The organism is Sutcliffiella tianshenii (genome assembly GCF_016908565.1).
Classification (GTDB): Bacteria; Bacillota; Bacilli; order Bacillales; family Bacillaceae_I; genus Sutcliffiella_A; species Sutcliffiella_A tianshenii.
The window spans coordinates 104,180-123,606 of record NZ_JAFBED010000001.1 but is presented as its reverse complement, the minus strand read 5'-3'; the positions used below and the strand labels follow the sequence as shown (position 1 = coordinate 123,606).

General features: G+C 40.5%; 21 protein-coding genes, 1 other RNA gene and 1 riboswitch. Of the genes, 20 read left to right on the top strand and 2 right to left on the bottom strand.

Annotated elements, in window-relative coordinates; genetic code table 11:
* The first annotated feature begins 84 nt into the window (after window positions 1–84).
* The 16 genes from JOC95_RS00505 to JOC95_RS00430 all read left to right on the top strand — a co-directional run bounded on the left by JOC95_RS00505 (window position 85) and on the right by JOC95_RS00430 (window position 13,698).
* The gene (locus tag JOC95_RS00505; RefSeq protein WP_204412442.1) at window positions 85–2,022 is read left to right on the top strand and encodes an asparagine synthase-related protein; all 1,938 of its coding nucleotides are present in this window, start codon (window positions 85–87) and stop codon (window positions 2,020–2,022) included.
* Between the two features lie 14 nt (window positions 2,023–2,036).
* Complete coding sequence (locus JOC95_RS00500) at window positions 2,037–2,165, top strand: paeninodin family lasso peptide (RefSeq protein ID WP_204412440.1); 129 nt, start codon at window positions 2,037–2,039, stop codon at window positions 2,163–2,165.
* A gap of 209 nt (window positions 2,166–2,374) precedes the next feature.
* Window positions 2,375–3,316, top strand: coding sequence for an aldolase (locus JOC95_RS00495; protein ID WP_204412438.1), 942 nt, complete (start codon window positions 2,375–2,377; stop codon window positions 3,314–3,316).
* Window positions 3,309–3,599, top strand: coding sequence for a lasso peptide biosynthesis PqqD family chaperone (locus JOC95_RS00490; protein ID WP_204412437.1), 291 nt, complete (start codon window positions 3,309–3,311; stop codon window positions 3,597–3,599). The genes JOC95_RS00495 and JOC95_RS00490 overlap by 8 nt, the downstream gene beginning before the upstream one ends.
* Before the next feature lie 25 nt (window positions 3,600–3,624).
* Entirely contained in the window at window positions 3,625–4,122 is a 498-nt protein-coding gene (locus JOC95_RS00485) for a lasso peptide biosynthesis B2 protein (protein ID WP_239582642.1), read from the top strand.
* Window positions 4,091–5,278: a nucleotidyltransferase domain-containing protein gene (locus JOC95_RS00480; RefSeq protein ID WP_204413376.1), complete on the top strand. Its 1,188-nt coding sequence runs from the start codon at window positions 4,091–4,093 to the stop codon at window positions 5,276–5,278. The genes JOC95_RS00485 and JOC95_RS00480 overlap by 32 nt, the downstream gene beginning before the upstream one ends.
* A 19-nt stretch (window positions 5,279–5,297) precedes the next feature.
* Entirely contained in the window at window positions 5,298–5,438 is a 141-nt protein-coding gene (locus JOC95_RS00475; RefSeq protein ID WP_204412433.1) for a paeninodin family lasso peptide, read from the top strand.
* Between the two features lie 68 nt (window positions 5,439–5,506).
* Window positions 5,507–6,085, top strand: a complete 579-nt coding sequence (locus JOC95_RS00470) for a hypothetical protein (RefSeq protein ID WP_204412431.1) — start codon at window positions 5,507–5,509, stop codon at window positions 6,083–6,085.
* 13 nt (window positions 6,086–6,098) lie between these two features.
* Window positions 6,099–6,209, top strand: coding sequence for a paeninodin family lasso peptide (locus tag JOC95_RS21655; protein ID WP_204412430.1), 111 nt, complete (start codon window positions 6,099–6,101; stop codon window positions 6,207–6,209).
* Between the two features lie 34 nt (window positions 6,210–6,243).
* Window positions 6,244–8,037 (top strand): ABC transporter ATP-binding protein, encoded by a 1,794-nt coding sequence (locus JOC95_RS00460; protein ID WP_204412429.1) that lies wholly within the window; start codon window positions 6,244–6,246, stop codon window positions 8,035–8,037.
* A 334-nt stretch (window positions 8,038–8,371) separates the two neighbouring features.
* Entirely contained in the window at window positions 8,372–9,157 is a 786-nt protein-coding gene (locus JOC95_RS00455; RefSeq protein WP_204412428.1) for a hypothetical protein, read from the top strand.
* Window positions 9,154–9,423: a PqqD family protein gene (locus tag JOC95_RS00450; RefSeq protein WP_204412427.1), complete on the top strand. Its 270-nt coding sequence runs from the start codon at window positions 9,154–9,156 to the stop codon at window positions 9,421–9,423. The genes JOC95_RS00455 and JOC95_RS00450 overlap by 4 nt, the downstream gene beginning before the upstream one ends.
* Window positions 9,413–9,868: a S24/S26 family peptidase gene (locus JOC95_RS00445; RefSeq protein WP_204412426.1), complete on the top strand. Its 456-nt coding sequence runs from the start codon at window positions 9,413–9,415 to the stop codon at window positions 9,866–9,868. The genes JOC95_RS00450 and JOC95_RS00445 overlap by 11 nt, the downstream gene beginning before the upstream one ends.
* Window positions 9,868–11,676: an ABC transporter ATP-binding protein gene (locus JOC95_RS00440; RefSeq protein WP_204412425.1), complete on the top strand. Its 1,809-nt coding sequence runs from the start codon at window positions 9,868–9,870 to the stop codon at window positions 11,674–11,676. Before JOC95_RS00445 ends, JOC95_RS00440 begins: the two co-directional genes overlap by 1 nt.
* 15 nt (window positions 11,677–11,691) lie before the next feature.
* Window positions 11,692–12,708 carry a nucleotidyltransferase family protein gene (locus tag JOC95_RS00435; protein WP_204412424.1) on the top strand — a complete coding sequence of 339 codons (1,017 nt, stop codon included), beginning with the start codon at window positions 11,692–11,694 and terminating at the stop codon, window positions 12,706–12,708.
* Between the two features lie 18 nt (window positions 12,709–12,726).
* On the top strand, window positions 12,727–13,698 hold the full coding sequence (locus tag JOC95_RS00430) for a metallophosphoesterase (RefSeq protein ID WP_204412422.1): 972 nt from the start codon (window positions 12,727–12,729) through the stop codon (window positions 13,696–13,698).
* Between the two features lie 19 nt (window positions 13,699–13,717).
* Here JOC95_RS00430 and JOC95_RS00425 read toward each other — a convergent pair whose 3' ends face one another.
* Window positions 13,718–14,047, bottom strand: coding sequence for a helix-turn-helix domain-containing protein (locus JOC95_RS00425; RefSeq protein ID WP_204412420.1), 330 nt, complete (start codon window positions 14,045–14,047; stop codon window positions 13,718–13,720).
* Window positions 14,048–14,137: 90 nt separating this feature from the next.
* A complete protein-coding gene (locus JOC95_RS00420) occupies window positions 14,138–14,284 on the bottom strand; it encodes an anti-repressor SinI family protein (protein ID WP_204412418.1) in 147 nt (48 codons plus the stop codon).
* A 29-nt stretch (window positions 14,285–14,313) separates the two neighbouring features.
* A riboswitch (cyclic di-GMP riboswitch) is annotated at window positions 14,314–14,405 on the bottom strand.
* 467 nt (window positions 14,406–14,872) lie between these two features.
* Between JOC95_RS00420 and JOC95_RS00415 the strand changes: the two genes are divergently transcribed.
* The 4 genes from JOC95_RS00415 to ssrA all read left to right on the top strand — a co-directional run bounded on the left by JOC95_RS00415 (window position 14,873) and on the right by ssrA (window position 19,327).
* Window positions 14,873–15,613 (top strand): alpha/beta hydrolase, encoded by a 741-nt coding sequence (locus tag JOC95_RS00415; RefSeq protein ID WP_204412416.1) that lies wholly within the window; start codon window positions 14,873–14,875, stop codon window positions 15,611–15,613.
* A 219-nt stretch (window positions 15,614–15,832) separates the two neighbouring features.
* Complete coding sequence (gene rnr, locus JOC95_RS00410) at window positions 15,833–18,220, top strand: ribonuclease R (protein ID WP_204412414.1); 2,388 nt, start codon at window positions 15,833–15,835, stop codon at window positions 18,218–18,220.
* A gap of 99 nt (window positions 18,221–18,319) precedes the next feature.
* Window positions 18,320–18,787, top strand: a complete 468-nt coding sequence (gene smpB / locus JOC95_RS00405; RefSeq protein WP_204412412.1) for an SsrA-binding protein SmpB — start codon at window positions 18,320–18,322, stop codon at window positions 18,785–18,787.
* 174 nt (window positions 18,788–18,961) lie between these two features.
* Window positions 18,962–19,327, top strand: a transfer-messenger RNA (tmRNA) gene (ssrA, locus tag JOC95_RS00400).
* The last annotated feature ends 100 nt before the right edge of the window (window positions 19,328–19,427 follow it).

Genomic DNA, 19,427 nt, shown 5'->3' with positions numbered 1-19,427 from the left:
ATTATTAAGAACAAAAGTAAGGACCTGGCGATATGGTTTTTCACTAATAAGAACAGTGCTGCAATGCAAAGATGGGGGTCGCAAATGAGTGCCATTACCGGAATGATCGATATAAATTATAATCCTTTACCTTTAGAAATGAGTAGCTATCTCATGGATCCCCTAAGAAAATTACCTCACGATAATATGCATACATGGTCAAAAACTAATGTTTTTTTGGGATGCCTCGCTCAATGGATTACACCAGAGTCCATAGGGGAAAGATTACCTCTTTATGATGAGGAGAGGAAATTGGCAATAACCGCAGATGCTATCATTGATAATAGAGAGGAATTGTTCGAACGTCTGCAAGTTTGTAAGTCAAAAAGAGAAGCAATTTCCGATAGTGAACTAATATTACTTTCTTATTGTAAATGGGAGAAAGAATCACCTAAGTATCTGATCGGTGATTTTGCATTTGTAATATGGGACGAAGGGAAAAATGAGTTTTTTGGGGCCAGAGACTTCTGTGGATCAAGGACATTATATTACTGTTTTCAAAAGGGAATTTTTGCATTTAGTACGATTATGAGTCCATTAAATTCATTACCTTTTGTTAGTAAGCAAATTGATGAGAATTGGTTATCAGATTTCCTTGCAATTCCAAGTATGATTGAATCTACCGATCCTTCCCTTACTGTATTCCAGAATATTAAACAAATCCCTCCGTCACACTCATTTATTGTTAGTAGAAAAGGTTTATTTTTCACGAAATATTACACTTTGACTGAAGATTATGAATCGCTGAATTTAAAATCTGGCAATGATTATGAAGAAGCCTTTAGGGACTTATTTAAGAGGGCAGTTAAAGATCGACTCAGAACTTATAGAAATGTTGGTTCTCAATTAAGTGGTGGGTTAGATTCGAGTTCAGTTGTTGCATTTGCAGCTAGAGAATTAAAGACTGTTAATAAACCGCTCCATACATATAGTTATATTCCTGAAAATGATTTTGTCGATTGGACTCCGAAATACAGAATTGCCGATGAAAGGTGCTTTATAAAGCCGACGGTTAACTACGTAGGAAATATTAATGATAATTATCTTGATTTTGCAGGTGAGAGCTCTTATTCAGTCATAGATGATTGGCTGGATATTATGGAGATGCCTTATAAGTTCTTCGAGAATTCTTTTTGGATTAAGGGGATTTTTGAAAAAGCTAAAAGTGATGGGATAGGAATTTTACTAAATGGAGCAAGGGGAAATTACACCATTTCTTGGGGTTCAAGTTTAGCGTACCAAGCAATGCTGTTAAAAAAATTAAAATTGTTTCGTTTTTATAGTGAATTATATTCTTATAGTAAAATGAAACAGGTTTCAAAGAAAAATGTAAGTAAGGTTGTCTTAAGGAAGGCTTTTCCTACTCTAAATACAATTATTCAGACAAAAAAACAGTATGAATTCCCTCAAATAATTAACCCAGACTTCGCATCGCATACAAATGTTTTCCAAAGAATTAATCAACTTGGACTTGGAGAAACTAGTGGCATTTTTGAAGATGCTTATAGCATTAGAAAGAAGCACTTTGAACAGCTATTTATATGGAATTCTACTACTACAAGTGGAACGAAACTATCATTAAGACATTCTTTAAATGGAAGAGATCCAACAAATGATATCCGTATTATTAGATTCTGTCTCGCTACCCCAATAGAACAATATGTGCAAAATGGTATAGACCGGTTATTAATACGAAATTCAACTAAAGGCATGCTACCTGATAAAGTCAGATTAAATCAAAGAACTCGAGGGATACAAGCAGCTGATGTGATTCATCGCATGGCTTCACACTGGAATGAGTTTTTAGGTGAAATAAAGATACTATGTAATGATTCGAAAATCAAAAATTATTTGGACGTTGAGATTATCAAAAACTCGTTTTCCACAGTAAAGGATCCAATAAGTGAAAATGCCTTTCATCCGAACTTCCGGATGTTAATGCGATGTATAATATTGTATAGATTTCTTAATAGATTAATATGAAAGGAGGTGAAAATATGAAGATTTGGCAAAAGCCTACATTAGAAGTTTTAAAAGTTCATAGAACTATGAATGGACCGGGTATTAGAGACGTTGATGCAACTTATGTTGATGAGGATGAAGTAGTACACCTTCATGAAAGCTAATAACTTTGTAATTACAGAATTAAGGCCCTTATAATTTCTAAAATATAAGGGCATTTTTTATTGTTATAATTGACATATAATTGTTTTAATGGTAAATTCACTATAAGTTCTTAATTAAGAACATTGCTTTTTGTCTTTTTTTGTCCATATCGTTCTTTATTTAGAACCTGAAATTATCATTTTGTATAAGTAATTAAGGAGAGATATATATGAAATTAGATACTCCGTTCCAACAATATAGAGCCTTTGGGTTTTTTATTAAGAGTGAGATTACTCTACCTGCATTAGATTTTTTTTCATCCAGTAGGCCTTTTTATGATATCAGTATTCAAAAAATGAATTTGAATGATGAGTGGAAAAGGTTGAATAGAACTGATAATCACTTTTTTATAAATGAAAATCTAACAGTGTTTAATATACCGAATGTAGCCATCTTCCTCATCCAAAACGGCAACGAAATTTTCGTCAGCCCGCATGAAGGAGCTGCAGAAGATCAGATCCGACTCTACCTACTTGGTACGTGCATGGGGGCGATTCTGATACAGCGCAGAATTCTTCCTCTACATGGCAGTGCCATTGCCATCAATGGAAAAGCTTATGCAATAGTGGGTGATTCTGGAGCGGGTAAATCTACGACAGCTTCGGCTTTGTTAAGGCTGGGATATGAATTGATTAGTGATGACGTCATTCCCGTTTCTTTCAACGAACAAGGTATCCCAATGGTGACACCGGCATATCCGCAGCAGAAGTTGTGGCAGGAGAGTATAGATGAATTCGGGATGGAGTCGAGTAACTTCCGTCCGATTATTGATCGTGAAACAAAGTTTGCAATTCCAGTTTCTTCACAGTTTTGTGACACGGCTCTCCCTTTAGCTGGAGTTTTTGAGTTGATTAAAACGGAGGATGAAACTCTTACGTTTTCGTCCGTTACTGGACTGGAAAGATTCCATTTGTTGTTCCAGCATACATATCGAAATTTCTTTATTCCAAGGGCCGGATTGATGGAGTGGCATTTCCAGACTTCAGCTAAGATGGTAAACAAGATGAGCTTTTATCGAATTCAGCGTCCAACGTCCTATTTTACAACAGATAAAATTACGGACTTTATTCTGACAAATATGGAGAGAAAGGGTGAAGTGGTTAATGGCTAAAGGAATGGTTATGACAATTGATTGTGTATATTCTCAGGTGGAAGGAAACATCATCAGTGATATGGATGGAGAAAAAGTGATGTTTAGTATTGTTAACGGAAAGTATTACAACCTGGGCGAGGTTGGGGGCGCTATTTGGGATTTGCTTCAGGAGCCTAACAGCATTAATGGGATGGTTAGTCAATTGCAGGAGGAATATGATGTGGATGAAAAGACTTGTGAAATGCAGGTGATGGAGTTCATCGCGATGCTTCATAAGGAAGGACTTATTAAACAAAATTAATCTTCCGATGCGAAAGGACCATAACATGAGAAAACTGAAATTGTTATTGGATGCTGACTGGTATACTAGGAGACTATTGGTAGAATCCTATCTCCATTTAGCCTGGGCACGCTATTTAAAAAGCGTCCCATTTTCTACTGTAGCACCATCTTTGGGTGTGAATATGAGCGAGACGACCTTTGAACGACCATCTTTAGGAGATCAGAAGGTTCTTGCTGCTGTTTCCCAGGCTGTCCATATTATGAGTAAATACACGTTTTGGGAAAGTCAGTGCCTGGTGAAGGCGATGGCTGCCATGAAAATGCTTGAAAAGAGGAATATTGAGAGTACCTTGTATCTCGGTACGGCCAAGGACGAAAACGGCAAGCTCATTGCGCATGCGTGGTTGAGATCAGGTCCTTTTTACATCACGGGGGCTGAGGTGATGAATCAGTTTACAGTAGTGGGTAAATTCGCCAAAACACTGGGAGGGGAGCGGCAAAGTGAAAATAATGGATCTGGATTTAGCGAAAGTTCCTCATGAGCTCCTTTTCATCCTTCATGTATTAAAAGAAGAGAAAACAACGGCTTGGCACGATCAATATAAGCAACTGCTAGTAAAAGTTAACTGGGATACATTCCTGCAACTTGCCAAACATCATCGCCTTTTCCCTCTCCTACACCAACAACTTAAAAGGATGGATGTATCCTGCATACCCGATTATGTTATGCGTCATTTGAAGGCAATTTATCAGCAGAATACTTTTCAGATGCTGCATCTTACTGCGGAAATGAACCATCTTAACCAACAATTCCTATCAAACGATATTCAAACCATTTTTTTAAAAGGTCCGGTACTTGCGCAAGAGCTATATGGCGATATTTCTTTAAGAACATCCTGTGATTTGGATGTTTTGATTCCTTTAGAAAACTTGGGTGAAGCGGAAGCGTTGCTTATAAAACTAGGTTATGAGAAGGATGATTATATCGAGTCCATACTCGGGGACTGGACGTGGAGGCATCATCACGTCACATATTTTCACCGGATAAAAGGGGTGAAATGTGAGCTGCATTGGCGGTTGAATCCTGGCCCAGGTTTTGAACCTGGTTTTGACGATCTTTGGAATCGTAAAAAGAAAAGCTCTCTTTTGAATGAAACGGTGTATATGCTGGGGAAGGAGGATCTGTTCTTCTTTCTTGCTACACATGGGGCACGCCACGGTTGGTCAAGGCTTAGATGGCTAGTGGATATCCATTGCCTTTTGAGCCAGGAAGTAAACTGGCATCAGGTTGTAAATCTTTTTAATAAGTACCACTTTCAGAAAATTGGTGGTCAGGCCCTCTTTTTATCTAAAAATCTGTTAAACTCTGAAATTCCTTTGGAAGTTAATAGTTTATTAGAAAAAAGGTCACACCAGCTTGCCCAGCAGGCCATCTTTTATTTGCAGTCTATGGTTAATTTACATAATGATCCAGTTCCAGAGGATGTCTCGGATTACCATGGTAAACACTTGTTTTCACTTATGTCGTATCAACAAAAAACACTATATTTATTAAGCTGTTTGTTTCCGTTTCCGGAAGATGCTGAAACATTACCATTACCAAAACTTTTACATTTTTTGTATGTTCCCTTACGGCCATTTTTGTGGGCATGGAGGAAAAGTACGAAGCCACTATCTGTTAAGGTATTCAAAGGTTAATGTAAAGGAGGTGAATGTATTGAAAAGCGAATGGAATAAGCCTACGTTAGATGTTTTAGATATTCGCCAAACCATGAAAGGCTGGTATCCAGGTGGGGGAGGCGGATCTGATGATGATGATGATGATGATGACTGCGAACCTATAAGTGGAGAAAGTTAATATCAAATTGTAACCCTTTTACTTTTGGAGAAGGGTTACTTAATATACTTTGAATAGGCGGGTTATACATGTATGAAAGAGTTGAAAATTTCCAACAACAGCAAGCCTTCGAGAGCATGTGGGAGCATATCTGCAAGCAAAATAATTGGATGAACGACCCATATGACCCACAAGGAATTCGTTATAATCTCCTTTTACTCCAAGATAAAATATTTCCTTTTTTCCATAAGAAAAAGATAATTGGGACCATAGAGTTTTTGCGATACAATCCTGAAAGTCCATACTGTACAGTTGAAGGACCTGGTAAATACTGCTTTTCAGAACTAAAGGGAATAAAACAATACCAAGATCGAGTGTGGGAAATTGATAAATTATGTTTAAGTGAAAAATTTCAGCATAAAGGTTATTTCACTGATTTTTTCCATGTGTTTGAGGACCATATTTTAACCTATCGGCCTAAATTTTATATAGGGCTTATGGAAAAAAGGTTTTTTCAGATGATGCAAATGAAGTTTGGTCTTGCAATAGAATCGAAAGCAGAAATGAAAGGAACTGGCACATCCCTAATGGCCGTAATCTTTGATGTAGAAAAGTTGATGAATGATACGAAGAAGGTAGAAGCATTAAAAAAATTGGCGAAAACTTAAGGAGGCATATCAAATGAAAGTGTGGGAGAAACCGCATCTTGAAATTTTAGATATAAATGAAACCTTTTTTAGATGTTTACCCCCTCTCAGTGTAGGGACTGAGGAATTTAATTGTGAAAGCTGAAAAATAAGGCCCTTAATATGTCAGGAGGATTTACATGAAGGAGTTCCGCTATTTTCTCACAAAGATCCATCACTACGCGGGGAAGATCCTATATATTAATATGATTTCGATGGTTATCATCGGTTTGCTGGATGGGATCGGGATTCTTCTTTTAATTCCGATGATCAACATGACGGGGATCATTAATTTCCAAGCAGCAGGGACGCCATTAGGAGGTGTCCTTTACTATTTAGAAGGTGTTGCTGCATTCTTAGGGTTGCCTGGGATATTGGCAATCTATGTGCTGATTGTTGTTGCCCACAATATTGTCCACAGGCAGATTACGATTCGGAATGCAATTATCCAGCAAGGTTTTTTTAGGCATTTGCGGGTGCAAACGTATGATTCCTTTTTACACGCAAACTGGGATTTCTTCATCAAAAATCGTAAGTCGGACTTGATCAATTTTATGACGACGGAAGTTGCCAGAGCAAGTGCAGGCACCAGCTCCTTTTTGCAGTTTGCTTCTTCCTTGATCTTTACTGTCATTCAAATAGGTTTAGCTTTGATGCTTTCACCGACTATAACAAGTTTTATTCTGATTAGTGGGATTTTTCTTGTTCTACTGAATCGAAAGTTTTTAAAATGGTCGATGGAATTAGGGAAGCGCAACTATGACTTGGGCCGAAGTTATTTGGCGGGAATCACAGATCAGATTAATGGAATCAAAGATATTAAGAGTAATACATTGGAAGACTCGAGAATGGTTTGGTATCAGGATATCACCGAACGGATGCAAAATGAGCAGATTGAATATACGAGACTCAAAACAAAATCCCAATTGTATTATAAAATCGCTTCTGCTGTTCTGATTGCCGTTTTTATTTACCTTGGTGTTGTGCTCTTTAATGCTCAGGTTACGCAATTGATGCTCATCATTGTCATCTTCTCCAGGCTATGGCCAAGGGTGGCAGGGATACAGGGCTCCCTTGAACAATTGGCTACCACTATTCCTGCATTTAAAGCGGTGATTGCCATCCAGAATGAGTCGAGAAATGCCCGGGAATTTACTGAAGCTGCTGATGATATTAGACCGATGGAAGTTCATACAAGCATGGAGTGTAAAGATGTCTTCTTTCGATACAGGAAGGACCAACCTGAATTTGCCCTTAACAACATAAACCTGCATATCCCTGCCAATCAGATGACAGCGGTAGTTGGTAAATCCGGAGCCGGGAAGAGTACATTAATTGATTTGTTGATGGGATTGAATCAACCCGAGTATGGAGAGATCTTTATAGACGGGATCCCGCTTACAAGCGACAGGCTTGTTTCCCTAAGAAGAGCAATTAGTTATGTACCCCAGGATCCATTTTTATTCAATACGACTGTCAGAGAAAACTTATTGTTGGTAAAACCGGGCGCATCTGTGGATGAAGTATGGGAAGCGCTTGAATTTTCATCTGCAGCAGAATTTGTAAGGAAATTGCCGGATGGACTCGACACCGTGATCGGAGACCGTGGCATTAAACTCTCCGGTGGGGAAAGGCAGCGACTTGTGCTGGCAAGGGCCATATTAAGAAAGCCTTCCATCCTGGTCCTCGATGAAGCGACAAGTGCCCTTGATACAGAAAATGAATCCAAGATCCAGCATGCATTGGAGATGCTGAAGGGGAAAATGACGATCATTGTTATTGCCCATCGATTATCCACAATAAGGAATGCAGATCAGGTTATAGTGATGGAGAATGGATTCATTATCCAACGAGGCGAGTTTGGCCAACTTGCCGAAGAGAGAAAAAGTGTGTTCAGTAAATTGCTGAAGAACCAGATGAAGGCAAGTTACTAAAGGGATGAAAATAGAAGCCACCTAGCAACTTGTCTGTTCTTAATAAAGAATTAAAAGAGGAGATAAATATATGAATACCGATGTGTATGTAGCCCCAAAAGTATTGCTGCATCAACCAATAAGATTTGAAACGGCTCAAAGCTGGAATCCAGGAAAAGGCCGAATTCCAGGAGCTCCAGGAGATGGGAATGGAGGTCCGCCGGGAGGTGGAGGTGCTCCTCCAGGCAGTGGTGGATGTCCTCCTGGGCAGCAAAAGAAAGGTAATTGTTGAGTAAAACAATCAGAGCCAATTTGTCATTTGGCTCTGACATCATTTCAAAAAGGCGGCTTAACCATGAAAACATTGCAGGTGAAAATTGGCGAGCACCACATGAAACTTCTCAGTCCATATACGCATATTCTAGCTAAGTTCAAAGAAGAGTATGAGATTCTAAAGGGGAACAAACGAGTCAAACCGGATATATTGATCTATCTTGAAAGTGGTTATGGTACATCGTTTATAAACTATGAGGTGGATAACTTTCGGGAAAATGGAAAAATCACTTTCCGTCGGTCAGATTATCAAATAACCGTGGACAGCGATTATAAGGTGGCAAAACTTTACTTCCACGATGACCTCGCCTTGAAGCATGCCATGATGAACCTATATAGTTCTTTCATTGTTTATCACAATTGGGGGTTGTTGATACACTCATCCGCCGTAGTCAATGATAGTAAGGGCTTTATTTTTGCGGGACAGTCAGGGGCCGGTAAATCGACTTCCGCAATGCTGTCTATGCCGAGAACCATCCTTTCGGATGAAGCTGCCATCGTAAAAATTGATAAGGGGGTATCGACAGTTTATCATTCTCCCTTCCGAAGTGAGATTAAGCCTACCAATCTTACGGAATATTCTCCTGTCGAGGGGATATATTTGCTCCACCAATCCCATGATATTCACAAGCATGCCATAAAAAAATCAGATGCCTTCCTCCAGCTGATGGATAAGGTATTTTATTGGTCACGGGAAGCAGAGGATACGAAAAAAATAATAGCGCTGTTAAAAAAATTGGTAAAACTGACACCTGTTCATCACTTATATTTTCAAAAGAACGATAAATTCTGGGAGGTGATTTCTTGAGCAGGAAATATATTCAAAGTAGTGGTTGTGAAGCCACCGAATTAGATGATGAGTGGATCATTCTAAATACGGAGAATTTTACGGTAACGAAAATAAATCAGGTTGGTGGGTTCTGTTGGTCCATCCTAAGTGAAGCTCAGACAGTGGAGAGTATCGTGGACTCTGTAGAAAGGCACTTTCATAGTTCAGGTGTCGTGCAAAAAGAGGAAATAGAGGACTTTATCAAGCAGCTTGAGAATTGTGGGGTTATCAGGAATGTTTCCTGAAGATGAAAGGATCGTCTCCATTGTAAGAGAGGTATTGCTTAAAAAAGGGTGGATCGATCTTCCCTCGCACGGTACGAGCATGTATCCACTCATTAAAGAAGGAGACATTTGCAGATTCTCCTCTTGTAATCCTTCCGAGCTGAAAAAAAGGGATGTCATCCTTTTTTCCACCCCTTCCAATAGCTTTGTTGCTCATCGATTAATTCAAATGGATAATACTCGTGTTATATGTAAGGGTGATGGTAATCTTGGATTTGATCCTCCCATTGAACAGACCCACATTTTAGGAAAGCTGATGTATATAAAAAGAAACGATAAGAATATACATCTTGACAATTTTTCTTTGAAAGTTTGGGGACATTTCGTTCAGTCAGTCCCTGTTGTCTCCACTGTGATCAGACTATATTTGAAGCACAAAACCGCTGCCCGATTTGGAGTGATGTGATGATCGCAAGTTATAAACAAAGGTTAATGGAACTAAAAAGCCAATACTTCTCGGTGAATGATATCAAAAAAACATTTGTACTTTTGTCCCCTTTTATCAAAAAAAATAAGAAAGCATATATGATTCTGCTTAGTCTACTTTTGGTTGATATTGGGTTGACCATCGGATTTGCATGGTTTTTCGGAAATATTGCAGATGCAGCAGTGCAAAGCAATTTTAATGATATTAGATGGTTGGTTCCGATAGGAATCTCCATTACGTTAATTAGTATAGTTACGGGATTCATTTATATTTATTTTGAAGCGATTGCAACATATGGAGTAAAAAAGGATTTGAAAAATCATGTATTTCAACATGTATTACGGCTTCCGGCTTCTACTGCATCAAACCGTTCTTCCGGAGAACTTGTTTCCCATTTTACAAATGATATTAATAGTATTGATGGTGTAGTTGGCAGTAATATAATCAATTTTATCTATCTTCCATTAATTTATTTGACCGTTTTTATATTTTTATTCCAGATCAATTGGCAGCTGTCTATGATCAGTTTGCTTGTTGCCCCGGCCGCAATTGTTTCCGGTGCCTTCTTTGGCATATTGCTACGGAATAATGGCAGGGAGATTCATCATTTAGTTGCCAAAATGAACGGCTTCTTAAATGAATCCTTTCAAGGCTTTTTAACTGTCAGGTCCTTTACATTGGAAAAGCTGTTGTATAGGAATTATAGGAAACAAAATCAAGAATTGTATTCATTGGAAATGAAGAATGCCAAGCTAAGGGGCTGGTTTCATTCCGGCTCACAGTTAGTAAGTTCTTTAACATATATAGCTACCCTTTGTGTGGGTGCCTATTTCGTATCAACGGGTGTCATGACGGTAGGTTCATTGCTGATTTTTGTGACACTTGTGAATCATCTGGTCTATCCGTTGACAGAGCTGGCAGGGAAATGGGCCGGTTTCCAAAGGTCTATTTCTGCAGTGGAACGTGTTGTGACGGTTTTGGAGGAAAAGCCAGATTGTGAAGAACTGCCAACCTACTTGAGGCCAGACGATAGGGGTTTGCAAGCTATCACATTCAAAGATATCCATTTCAGCTATGATGAAAATCAAAAAGTGTTTGAGCATTTCAATTTGCATATACCGGCTGGGCAAGTGATCGCTATTGTTGGACCATCGGGAGCGGGTAAATCCACTTTGTTTAATCTTTTACAATGCTTTTATAGACCACAATCCGGAGAAATCTCTATTGGTGGAAGAAGCATTGAAGAGTTTACGATTGCGGAGCTAAGAAGTCGAATTGCCCATGTATCCCAGGATACTTTTCTTTTTCAGGGGACTATCAGGGAAAACCTGATGCTTGCAAGGCCAGATGTGACAGAAGAGGAAATGGAAGAGGCAGCTCGGATTGCCAATATTGACTCGTTCATCCAATCCTTAACGAGAGGTTATGATACGGAAATCGGGGAGCGGGGAATTAAATTATCCGGCGGCCAGAAGCAGCGGATTGCCATTGCGAGGGCTGTGTTGAAAAAAGCGCCGATTCTTTTGTTGGATGAAGCTACCTCTGCACTTGATAATGAAACGGAATATCAGGTAAAGGCTGCCTTGGATGTGCTGATGGAGGGCAGGACCACGCTTGTGATTGCCCATCGTTTATCCACCATCCAGCATGCAGATTTAATACTAGTAATGGATCAAGGTGAAATCGTCCAATATGGTCGCCATGAGGAGCTGTTGGATGAGCCTGGTTTGTATAAAAAGCTTAATCACTCTTTTAAAGAGGAATCAAAAGATTTGCATTTAGTATAGGAAGAGGGAAGAAACTTGAGCATTTCTTTTATAAAGAAAATATATGAAGGAAACAATCTTCCGTTGCCTGACCAGGGAAACTACGAAAACACTTTAAGTGTGATAGAAAAAGATGGTGTCTCCCCTCAGGTATATTACTTATTAAAAGAAAGAGGCTTTCTGGGGGACACCCCGATATTCTTCCAGGAAGGATTAAGACAACTTTATCAGGAGAGTTTATTTTTAAACTTGTATATCAAAAATCAACAAACGAGAATCCTGGAGTGCTTTGAAGAGAGCCGTATTGAGGTTATTCCGTTAAAAGGAACTCTCTTTGCGGAAAAATATTATGGAGATCTTGGGGCGAGAGCAACATCTGATATCGATCTGCTAATAAAAGTACAGGACTTGACTGGAGCAGTCCAAATTGTGAAATCTTTAGGATTCTGCATGGAACAGAAGGAAATAAGTGACCACTTTCACATCAGTTTAAGTAAAGCTGTACCTGGATCATCCATTCCCTTGACCGTTGAGTTGCACTGGGATCTTCTTTGGAAGAAGACTTCAAATATAGATATCGACGGATTCTGGAATCATGCGCTTCCATCAGAGGGGAATCGGTATGTGAAAGAATTATCGCGATTTCATACATTTTATTTCATCTGCCTCCACGGTTGGAGACATAATATGGATTCACCAAAATATTTTCTGGATATAATCAAGGTGGCTGAAGTGTTAGATAATGAGATGGATTATCAAGAACTTTTGACTGTCGCAAAAAAACATCAAACCATGAAGAGAATAATCCGTACTTTATCAATCGTTTCTTTTCATTTTCCAAATTTGGATCATTTCATTTCACTTCCGAAGAGAAGAATGTTTATGTGGTGGGATGCCCACCCAGTTGTAAAGGATACTCAACCCAACAAAATGAAAAAATACTTGGATTTTATTGACTATCAATTTCTCAGCTATGATAAAACGCATCATTCAGTTCGGGAGGTAGTAAATTGGATGGGCTATGGTAGAGAGAGATTATTTCGGAAGAAGTAACCTTATTGGAGAGGTGTTATGAAAAGGGTTAATAGGAAGAAAGTGATATTACTATTAATAGTTTTTCTGATTGTGTATATAGTTTTTGATAATAACCGGATTAAAATTGTACATGAAGAAATTGTAGTAGATTCCTTAGCAAAGGAAATCGATGGTTTTACTGTCCTTCAAGTAACAGATCTGCATGAGAAGGAATTCGGAAATAATCAAAAAAGGCTGATCGATAAAATCAACTCTTTAGAATATGATGCCATTGTTTTTACAGGAGATATGCTAAACAGCAAGAAAAGTAGCAATTATGCCCCTTATTATAAACTGATTGAAGGAATAGAAAATAAAGAACACGCCCTTTTTGTCCCTGGTAATGCGGATCCGGTTCCCTATCTTATAAAACAAGGCGAAATAGTTAAAGACGAGTTTATCATGGGAATGGAGGAGAGAGGCGTCCAGTTTCTTGAGAGTAATTATGCCATTCACCTTGGAGAATCGGTTATCCGGATCGTGGATTTCGAGAGCTCCATTATTAGTGAGAAAAGGATCGCGTCATATAGGGATACAAATGTGGATGGAGATTACTCTCCATATATTAGAATGCAGTTGGGAAATTTTAATAAAAATATGGTGTTGGACGAAGGGGACACGGATCTCCTGATTGCGCTGAATCATTATCCTGTAGTAGATCGCAGGATCGATTTGCTTAATAGTGATCCAAACTATAACATGAGGGAATTTGACTTGCTTCTAGCTGGTCATTATCATGGTGGGCAGTTTAGAATTCCTTTTTATGGTGCGATTTTTATACCTGAAGCCTATTACGATAGAAATGGGCTCTTTCCGCCTCAGGATAGGGTGAAGGGGCTTTGGGAATACAAAGGGATCAAGCAATATGTCAGTACCGGATTGGGGAGCAGTGATACACTGCCTTTCATGAAATTCAGGCTGTTTAATACATCGGAATTGAATGTTATTACATTTACATCAAAAAAGTAAGTGCCATTTTGAAGGGCACTTACTTTTTATTATCCTGATTAATCTTCCATTTATTAAATTCCAGGAAATCACGGAATTGATCTTTTGTTACTCCGGAATCCATTGCTTCTCTAACTAATGTTGCCCATTCACGATCAAGGTTTTCTTTTTCATCATTATCATGCAGAAGGGTATTCACCGACACACCCAGAACTGATGACACCTTTTCCAAGAATTGAACTGATGGGTTCGATTGTAAATTTCTTTCAATGGAACTTAAGTATGACTTTGCTACGCCAGCGCGATCTGCTAGTTCTGACATAGATAATTTTCTTTGTTCTCTATATTTTTTAATTCGTTCACCAATCATGGCTTTCACCTTCCTATCATGCATTATTATAGCATATAACGAAGGGATTGTTAGATATTTAGAACAAAATTACGTAATAATTCCTACTAATTAGAGGTTTTTATATGAAGAGTTAGTGTTATTATGTAGAAAATCTCTAATTTCTTCCGTACTAATACCCATTTCAAGGGCATCGCCGATCAGTTCCACCCACTCCTTGTCTAAATTTTCAGTTAAATTAAACGCTACCTTCTCCATCCTTTTCCCTCCTAAAATACTTTGGTATTTCAGGCAGCCCAGCCATCATAATAGTTACACAACTACATTAGATCTGTTGACTTTGCGTCCTTGTTTTTCAACAAGTTTGCCTTTGACTGTTGTTTTGATATACAACTTTCGTATTATGACCGTTGTCCTTCCTATACTCCAAATTTATTATAAATTAACTTTTTTTGGAATGTTGCTGATTGATGTCGAAAAGGGATAATTATTTCAAAAAAATTCTTAAAGGAATAAAATCAATGATTTACAATAAATAGGAGGAAAAAACAATGAATTTGTATAGTAAAACTGTGTGGTTTTTAAAGTAGAAAAATAATTTAAATTTACTTTTTCTGTCGAAAATGGGAATAAAACAAACATTTTGAACATTTGTTTTTGACATACCCTCTAAAAATCATGTGAAGGTTCGAATGCACTCCCGATTTCATATAATCGTATAACAATCCCCCTCAAAAGCTATTCACACCCGATTATGGTAAAATGTTCTTTCTAGACCAAATGTATCTGTTTTTTTAATTACAGTAGCATACTATAGATAGTATACATAGAAAGGATAGGTTTTAAATGAATATAAAGTTGCCGAAGCCGTTTACATTTGAGGGTGGCGAGCGTGCTGTACTGATGTTGCATGGATTCACAGGGAATTCTGCGGATGTCCGGATGATGGGGCGTTATCTGGAGAAGCGGGGATATACATGCCATGCACCGCAATATAAAGGGCATGGGGTGCCACCGGAAGAATTGGTTCATACTGGCCCGGAAGATTGGTGGAAGGACGTCATGGAGGCGTATCAATACCTGAAGGATCGCGGGCATGAAAGTATTGCGGTCGTGGGTCTTTCCCTGGGAGGCGTATTTTCTCTGAAATTAGGTTACACTGTTCCTGTCAAGGGTATTGTGCCTATGTGTGCGCCTATGTATATCAAGAGTGAAGAGATCATGTATCGCGGTGTTCTGGAGTACGCAAAAGAATGGAAACGACGCGAAGGGAAATCCCCTGAACAGATCGAACAAGAGATGAAGGAATTCGAGAAAACGCCGATGGGCACGTTGAAGGCCTTGCAGGAATTGATCGCCGAGGTGCGGAATAATGTAGATATGATCTACTCTCCGACATTTGTGGTCCAGGCACGTCATGATAATATGATCAACACCGACAGCGCCAACATCATCTACAATGAAGTGGAATCGGATAGCAAGGAAATCAAATGGTACGAGGAGTCCGGGCATGTGATTACACTCGATAAAGAGCGCGATCAGCTGCATGAGGATGTATATGAGTTTTTGGAATCATTGGATTGGTAATACTAATAGTAGGGAAGAAAAGTGCGAATGCATTTTTTAGTAGAATCTAGCAGTTGATTGGAGCAATAGGCGAAGACTCCTGCGGGAGATAGCGGTAGGCTGGAGACCCCACAGGGCGAAGCCCGAGGAGGCTCCAGCACCGCCCCGCGGAAAGCGCAGCCTAATGCGGAAATCAACAGCGGTGTTTAACAGACCATTTTATAAAGGAGGGACATATATATGGAAGAAATAATTCAGCAGCATGTGGATAAGCTCTTATCCTATATGAAGGAAGAGGCATATAAGCCATTGACGACCCAGGAGCTGGAAGAGGCATTTGGGATCAAGGATTCCGAGGAGTTCAAGAATTTCGTGAAGGCACTTGTCCATATGGAGGACCAGGGGCTTATAGTGCGTACGAGAAGCAACCGCTATGGATTGCCGGAGAAAATGAATCTGATAAAGGGTAAAGTAATCGGCCATTCAAAGGGCTTTGCATTTGTAATGCCTGAGGAAGCGGGCATGGACGATGTATTCATCCCGCCAACCGAGTTGAACAATGCGATGCACGGGGATATTGTCCTTGTGAGGGTCAGTCGGAAAGCCGATGGGGGCTCCCGTCAGGAAGGCACCATCATCCGTATAGTCGAGCGGGGCGTCAAACAGATTGTGGGTACATATACCGAAAGCAAGAATTTTGGCTTTGTGATTCCTGATGATAAAAAGATTGCCAATGATATTTTCATCCCGAAAAGTGCAACGAACGGAGCGGTGGAAGGCCATAAGGTGGTCGTGAAGCTTGTAACGTATCCGGAAGGGCGATTAAGTGCTGAGGGGGAAGTCATCCAGATTCTTGGGCATAAAAATGACCCTGGAGTGGACATACTTTCTGTCATCCATAAGCATGGCCTGCCACAGGAGTTTCCAAAAGAAGCGCTTGATCAGGCGAATGCGACGCCGGATGAAATTGACGAAAAAGATATAGGTGATCGCCGTGACCTGCGCGACCAGATGATCGTGACGATTGATGGTGCAGATGCGAAGGACCTGGATGATGCGGTAACCGTCACAAAGCTTGATAACGGCAACTACAAATTGGGTGTCCATATCGCGGACGTGACCCATTATGTGACTGAAGGCTCGGCAATCGATAAGGAAGCACAGGAGCGCGGAACGAGTGTGTATCTCGTGGACCGTGTAATCCCGATGATTCCACACCGTCTATCCAATGGGATCTGCTCATTGAATCCTCAGGTGAACCGTTTTACGATCTCATGTGAAATGGAATTGAATAACGCTGGGGAAGTCGTCAAACACGAAATCTTCCACAGTGTGATCAAGACAACGGAACGAATGACGTATTCGGATGTGAATAAAATCCTGGTCGACAAGGATGAAGCATTGATTGAACGTTACGAGCCGTTGGTTCCAATGTTTCAGTTGATGGAAGAGCTGGCAGCCGTTCTTCGCAAAAAGCGGATGCTGCGCGGTGCAATCGACTTTGATTTCAAAGAGTCCAAGGTATTGGTGGACGAGGAAGGAACTCCGACTGATGTTGTCCTTCGTGAGCGTTCTGTTGCGGAAAAGCTCATTGAAGAATTCATGCTTGTTGCCAATGAAACGGTTGCCGAGCATTTCCATTGGATGAATGTACCGTTCATCTACCGCGTCCATGAGGATCCGAAGGAAGAAAAGCTGCAACGTTTCTTTGAATTCATCACAAACTTCGGCTATGTGGTAAAAGGGAAAGGCAATGCAATCCACCCGCGCGCCCTTCAGGAAGTTATCGAAGCGGTGCAAGGCAAACCGGAGGAAATGGTTGTATCGACAGTCATGCTTCGTTCGATGAAACAGGCGAAATATGATGAGGAAAGCTTGGGTCACTTCGGTCTTTCCACCGAATACTACACCCACTTCACGTCACCGATCCGCCGTTATCCTGACTTAATTGTCCACCGTCTGATCCGTACGTATCTGATTCAAAAGAAAATTGATCAGAAGACACAGGAAAAATGGAGCGACAAGCTGCCGGAAATCGCGGAGCATTCGTCCAACATGGAGCGCCGTGCAGTTGATGCCGAGCGCGAGACGGATGATCTGAAGAAATCGGAATACATGCTTGATAAAATCGGCGAAGAATATGATGGGATCATCAGCTCTGTCACCAACTTCGGGATGTTCGTCGAGCTGCCGAATACGATCGAGGGACTTGTCCATGTCAGCTATCTGACTGATGACTATTACCGTTATGATGAGCGCCACTATGCAATGATCGGCGAACGTACAGGCAAGGTGTACCGAATCGGGGATGAGATATCCATCCGTGTGGTGAACGTGAACAAGGATGAGCGTTCCATCGACTTTGAAGTGGTCGGAATGAAGGGGACCCGCCGTCCAGATACAAAGACCGCGCCAAGGGTCATCCAAAGCGGAGACCGCAAAAAGCCTGCAAAAGGCAGAAGCCAGAAACGCAAGCAGGAAAACGACATCGAAGACTATACGTTCGAAATCGGCTGGAGCACGCAGAAGCCAAGCGGTAGCGGCGGTGGCAACAACAAAAAGAAGAATAAGAAGCAGTTCTTTGAGAATGCGCCAAAGCAGAAACGTACCAAAAAGAAAAAGAAATAAGCTTTAAAGAAGGAGGAGCCCGCAACACGGCTCTTCCTTCTTGTACATAACCAGCATTTTTGGTAAAATATTCACTACCGCAAGAAGGGGGAGAACGCTATGCCAAAAGGGGAAGGCAAGGTTATCAGCACCAACAAAAAAGCCAACCACGATTATTTTATCGAACAGACATATGAAACCGGCATGGTTCTGCAGGGTACAGAAATCAAATCCCTGCGTGCAGGACGCGCCAACTTGAAAGACTCATTCGCACGCGTTCAAAACGGCGAAGTGTTCCTTCACAATCTTCATATCAGTCCATACGAGCAAGGGAACCGCTACAACCATGAACCTTTGCGTACAAGAAAGCTACTTCTTCACCGCAAACAGATCAACCAGTTGATCGGATTGACGAAGGAAGAGGGATATGCGCTCGTCCCTTTAAAAATCTATCTGAAAAATGGCTATGCCAAGCTGTTGATCGGTTTAGGTAAAGGGAAAAAGAAGTATGATAAGCGTGAAGACTTGAAGAAGAAAGAAGCAAAACGTGACATCGAGCGGGCATTCCGTGAGCGTCAGAAGGAATAGTATAGGGTATTTTACAGTAACTTACAATTGCAAAGTTATGTGAGTATGCTATAATAAGGTTGTCGCTGAAACGGCGGCACTTTGATAATTGAATAGCTAACTTGTTAGCTCATTATCTTTCCCGTAGAACCTCGTTGTTTGTTGACGTAAAATCTCAACAGACTTTTATATCGAGGGGACGTTACGGATTCGACAGGGATAGTTCGAGCTTGAGTTGCGAGTCGGGGGGATCGTCCTCGTCATCAACGTCAACGCCAATAATAACTGGCAAAGAAAACAACAACTTCGCTTTAGCTGCTTAATAACAGTCTATAGCGGTTCCTCCCTCCATCGCCCATGTGGTAGGATCAGGGACTCACTCTAAGTGGGCTACGCCGGAGATCGCCGTCTGAGGTCAAAGGAAGAGAACAATCAGGCTAGCTGCCAGGATGCCAGTCAATAGGCGGAATGTCCAGCGAAATACTAATATATTGACTACACTCGTAGACGCTTAAGTGGCGATGTTTCTGGACGTGGGTTCGATTCCCACCGTCTCCATATTTATGAAAAATAGCAAAGACCTCACTTTCGGTGGGGTCTTTTTTCGTGTTTTATCGCCTACCGTCTCCATCATCTAGCATAGATTGTTAAAGTCTGGAGA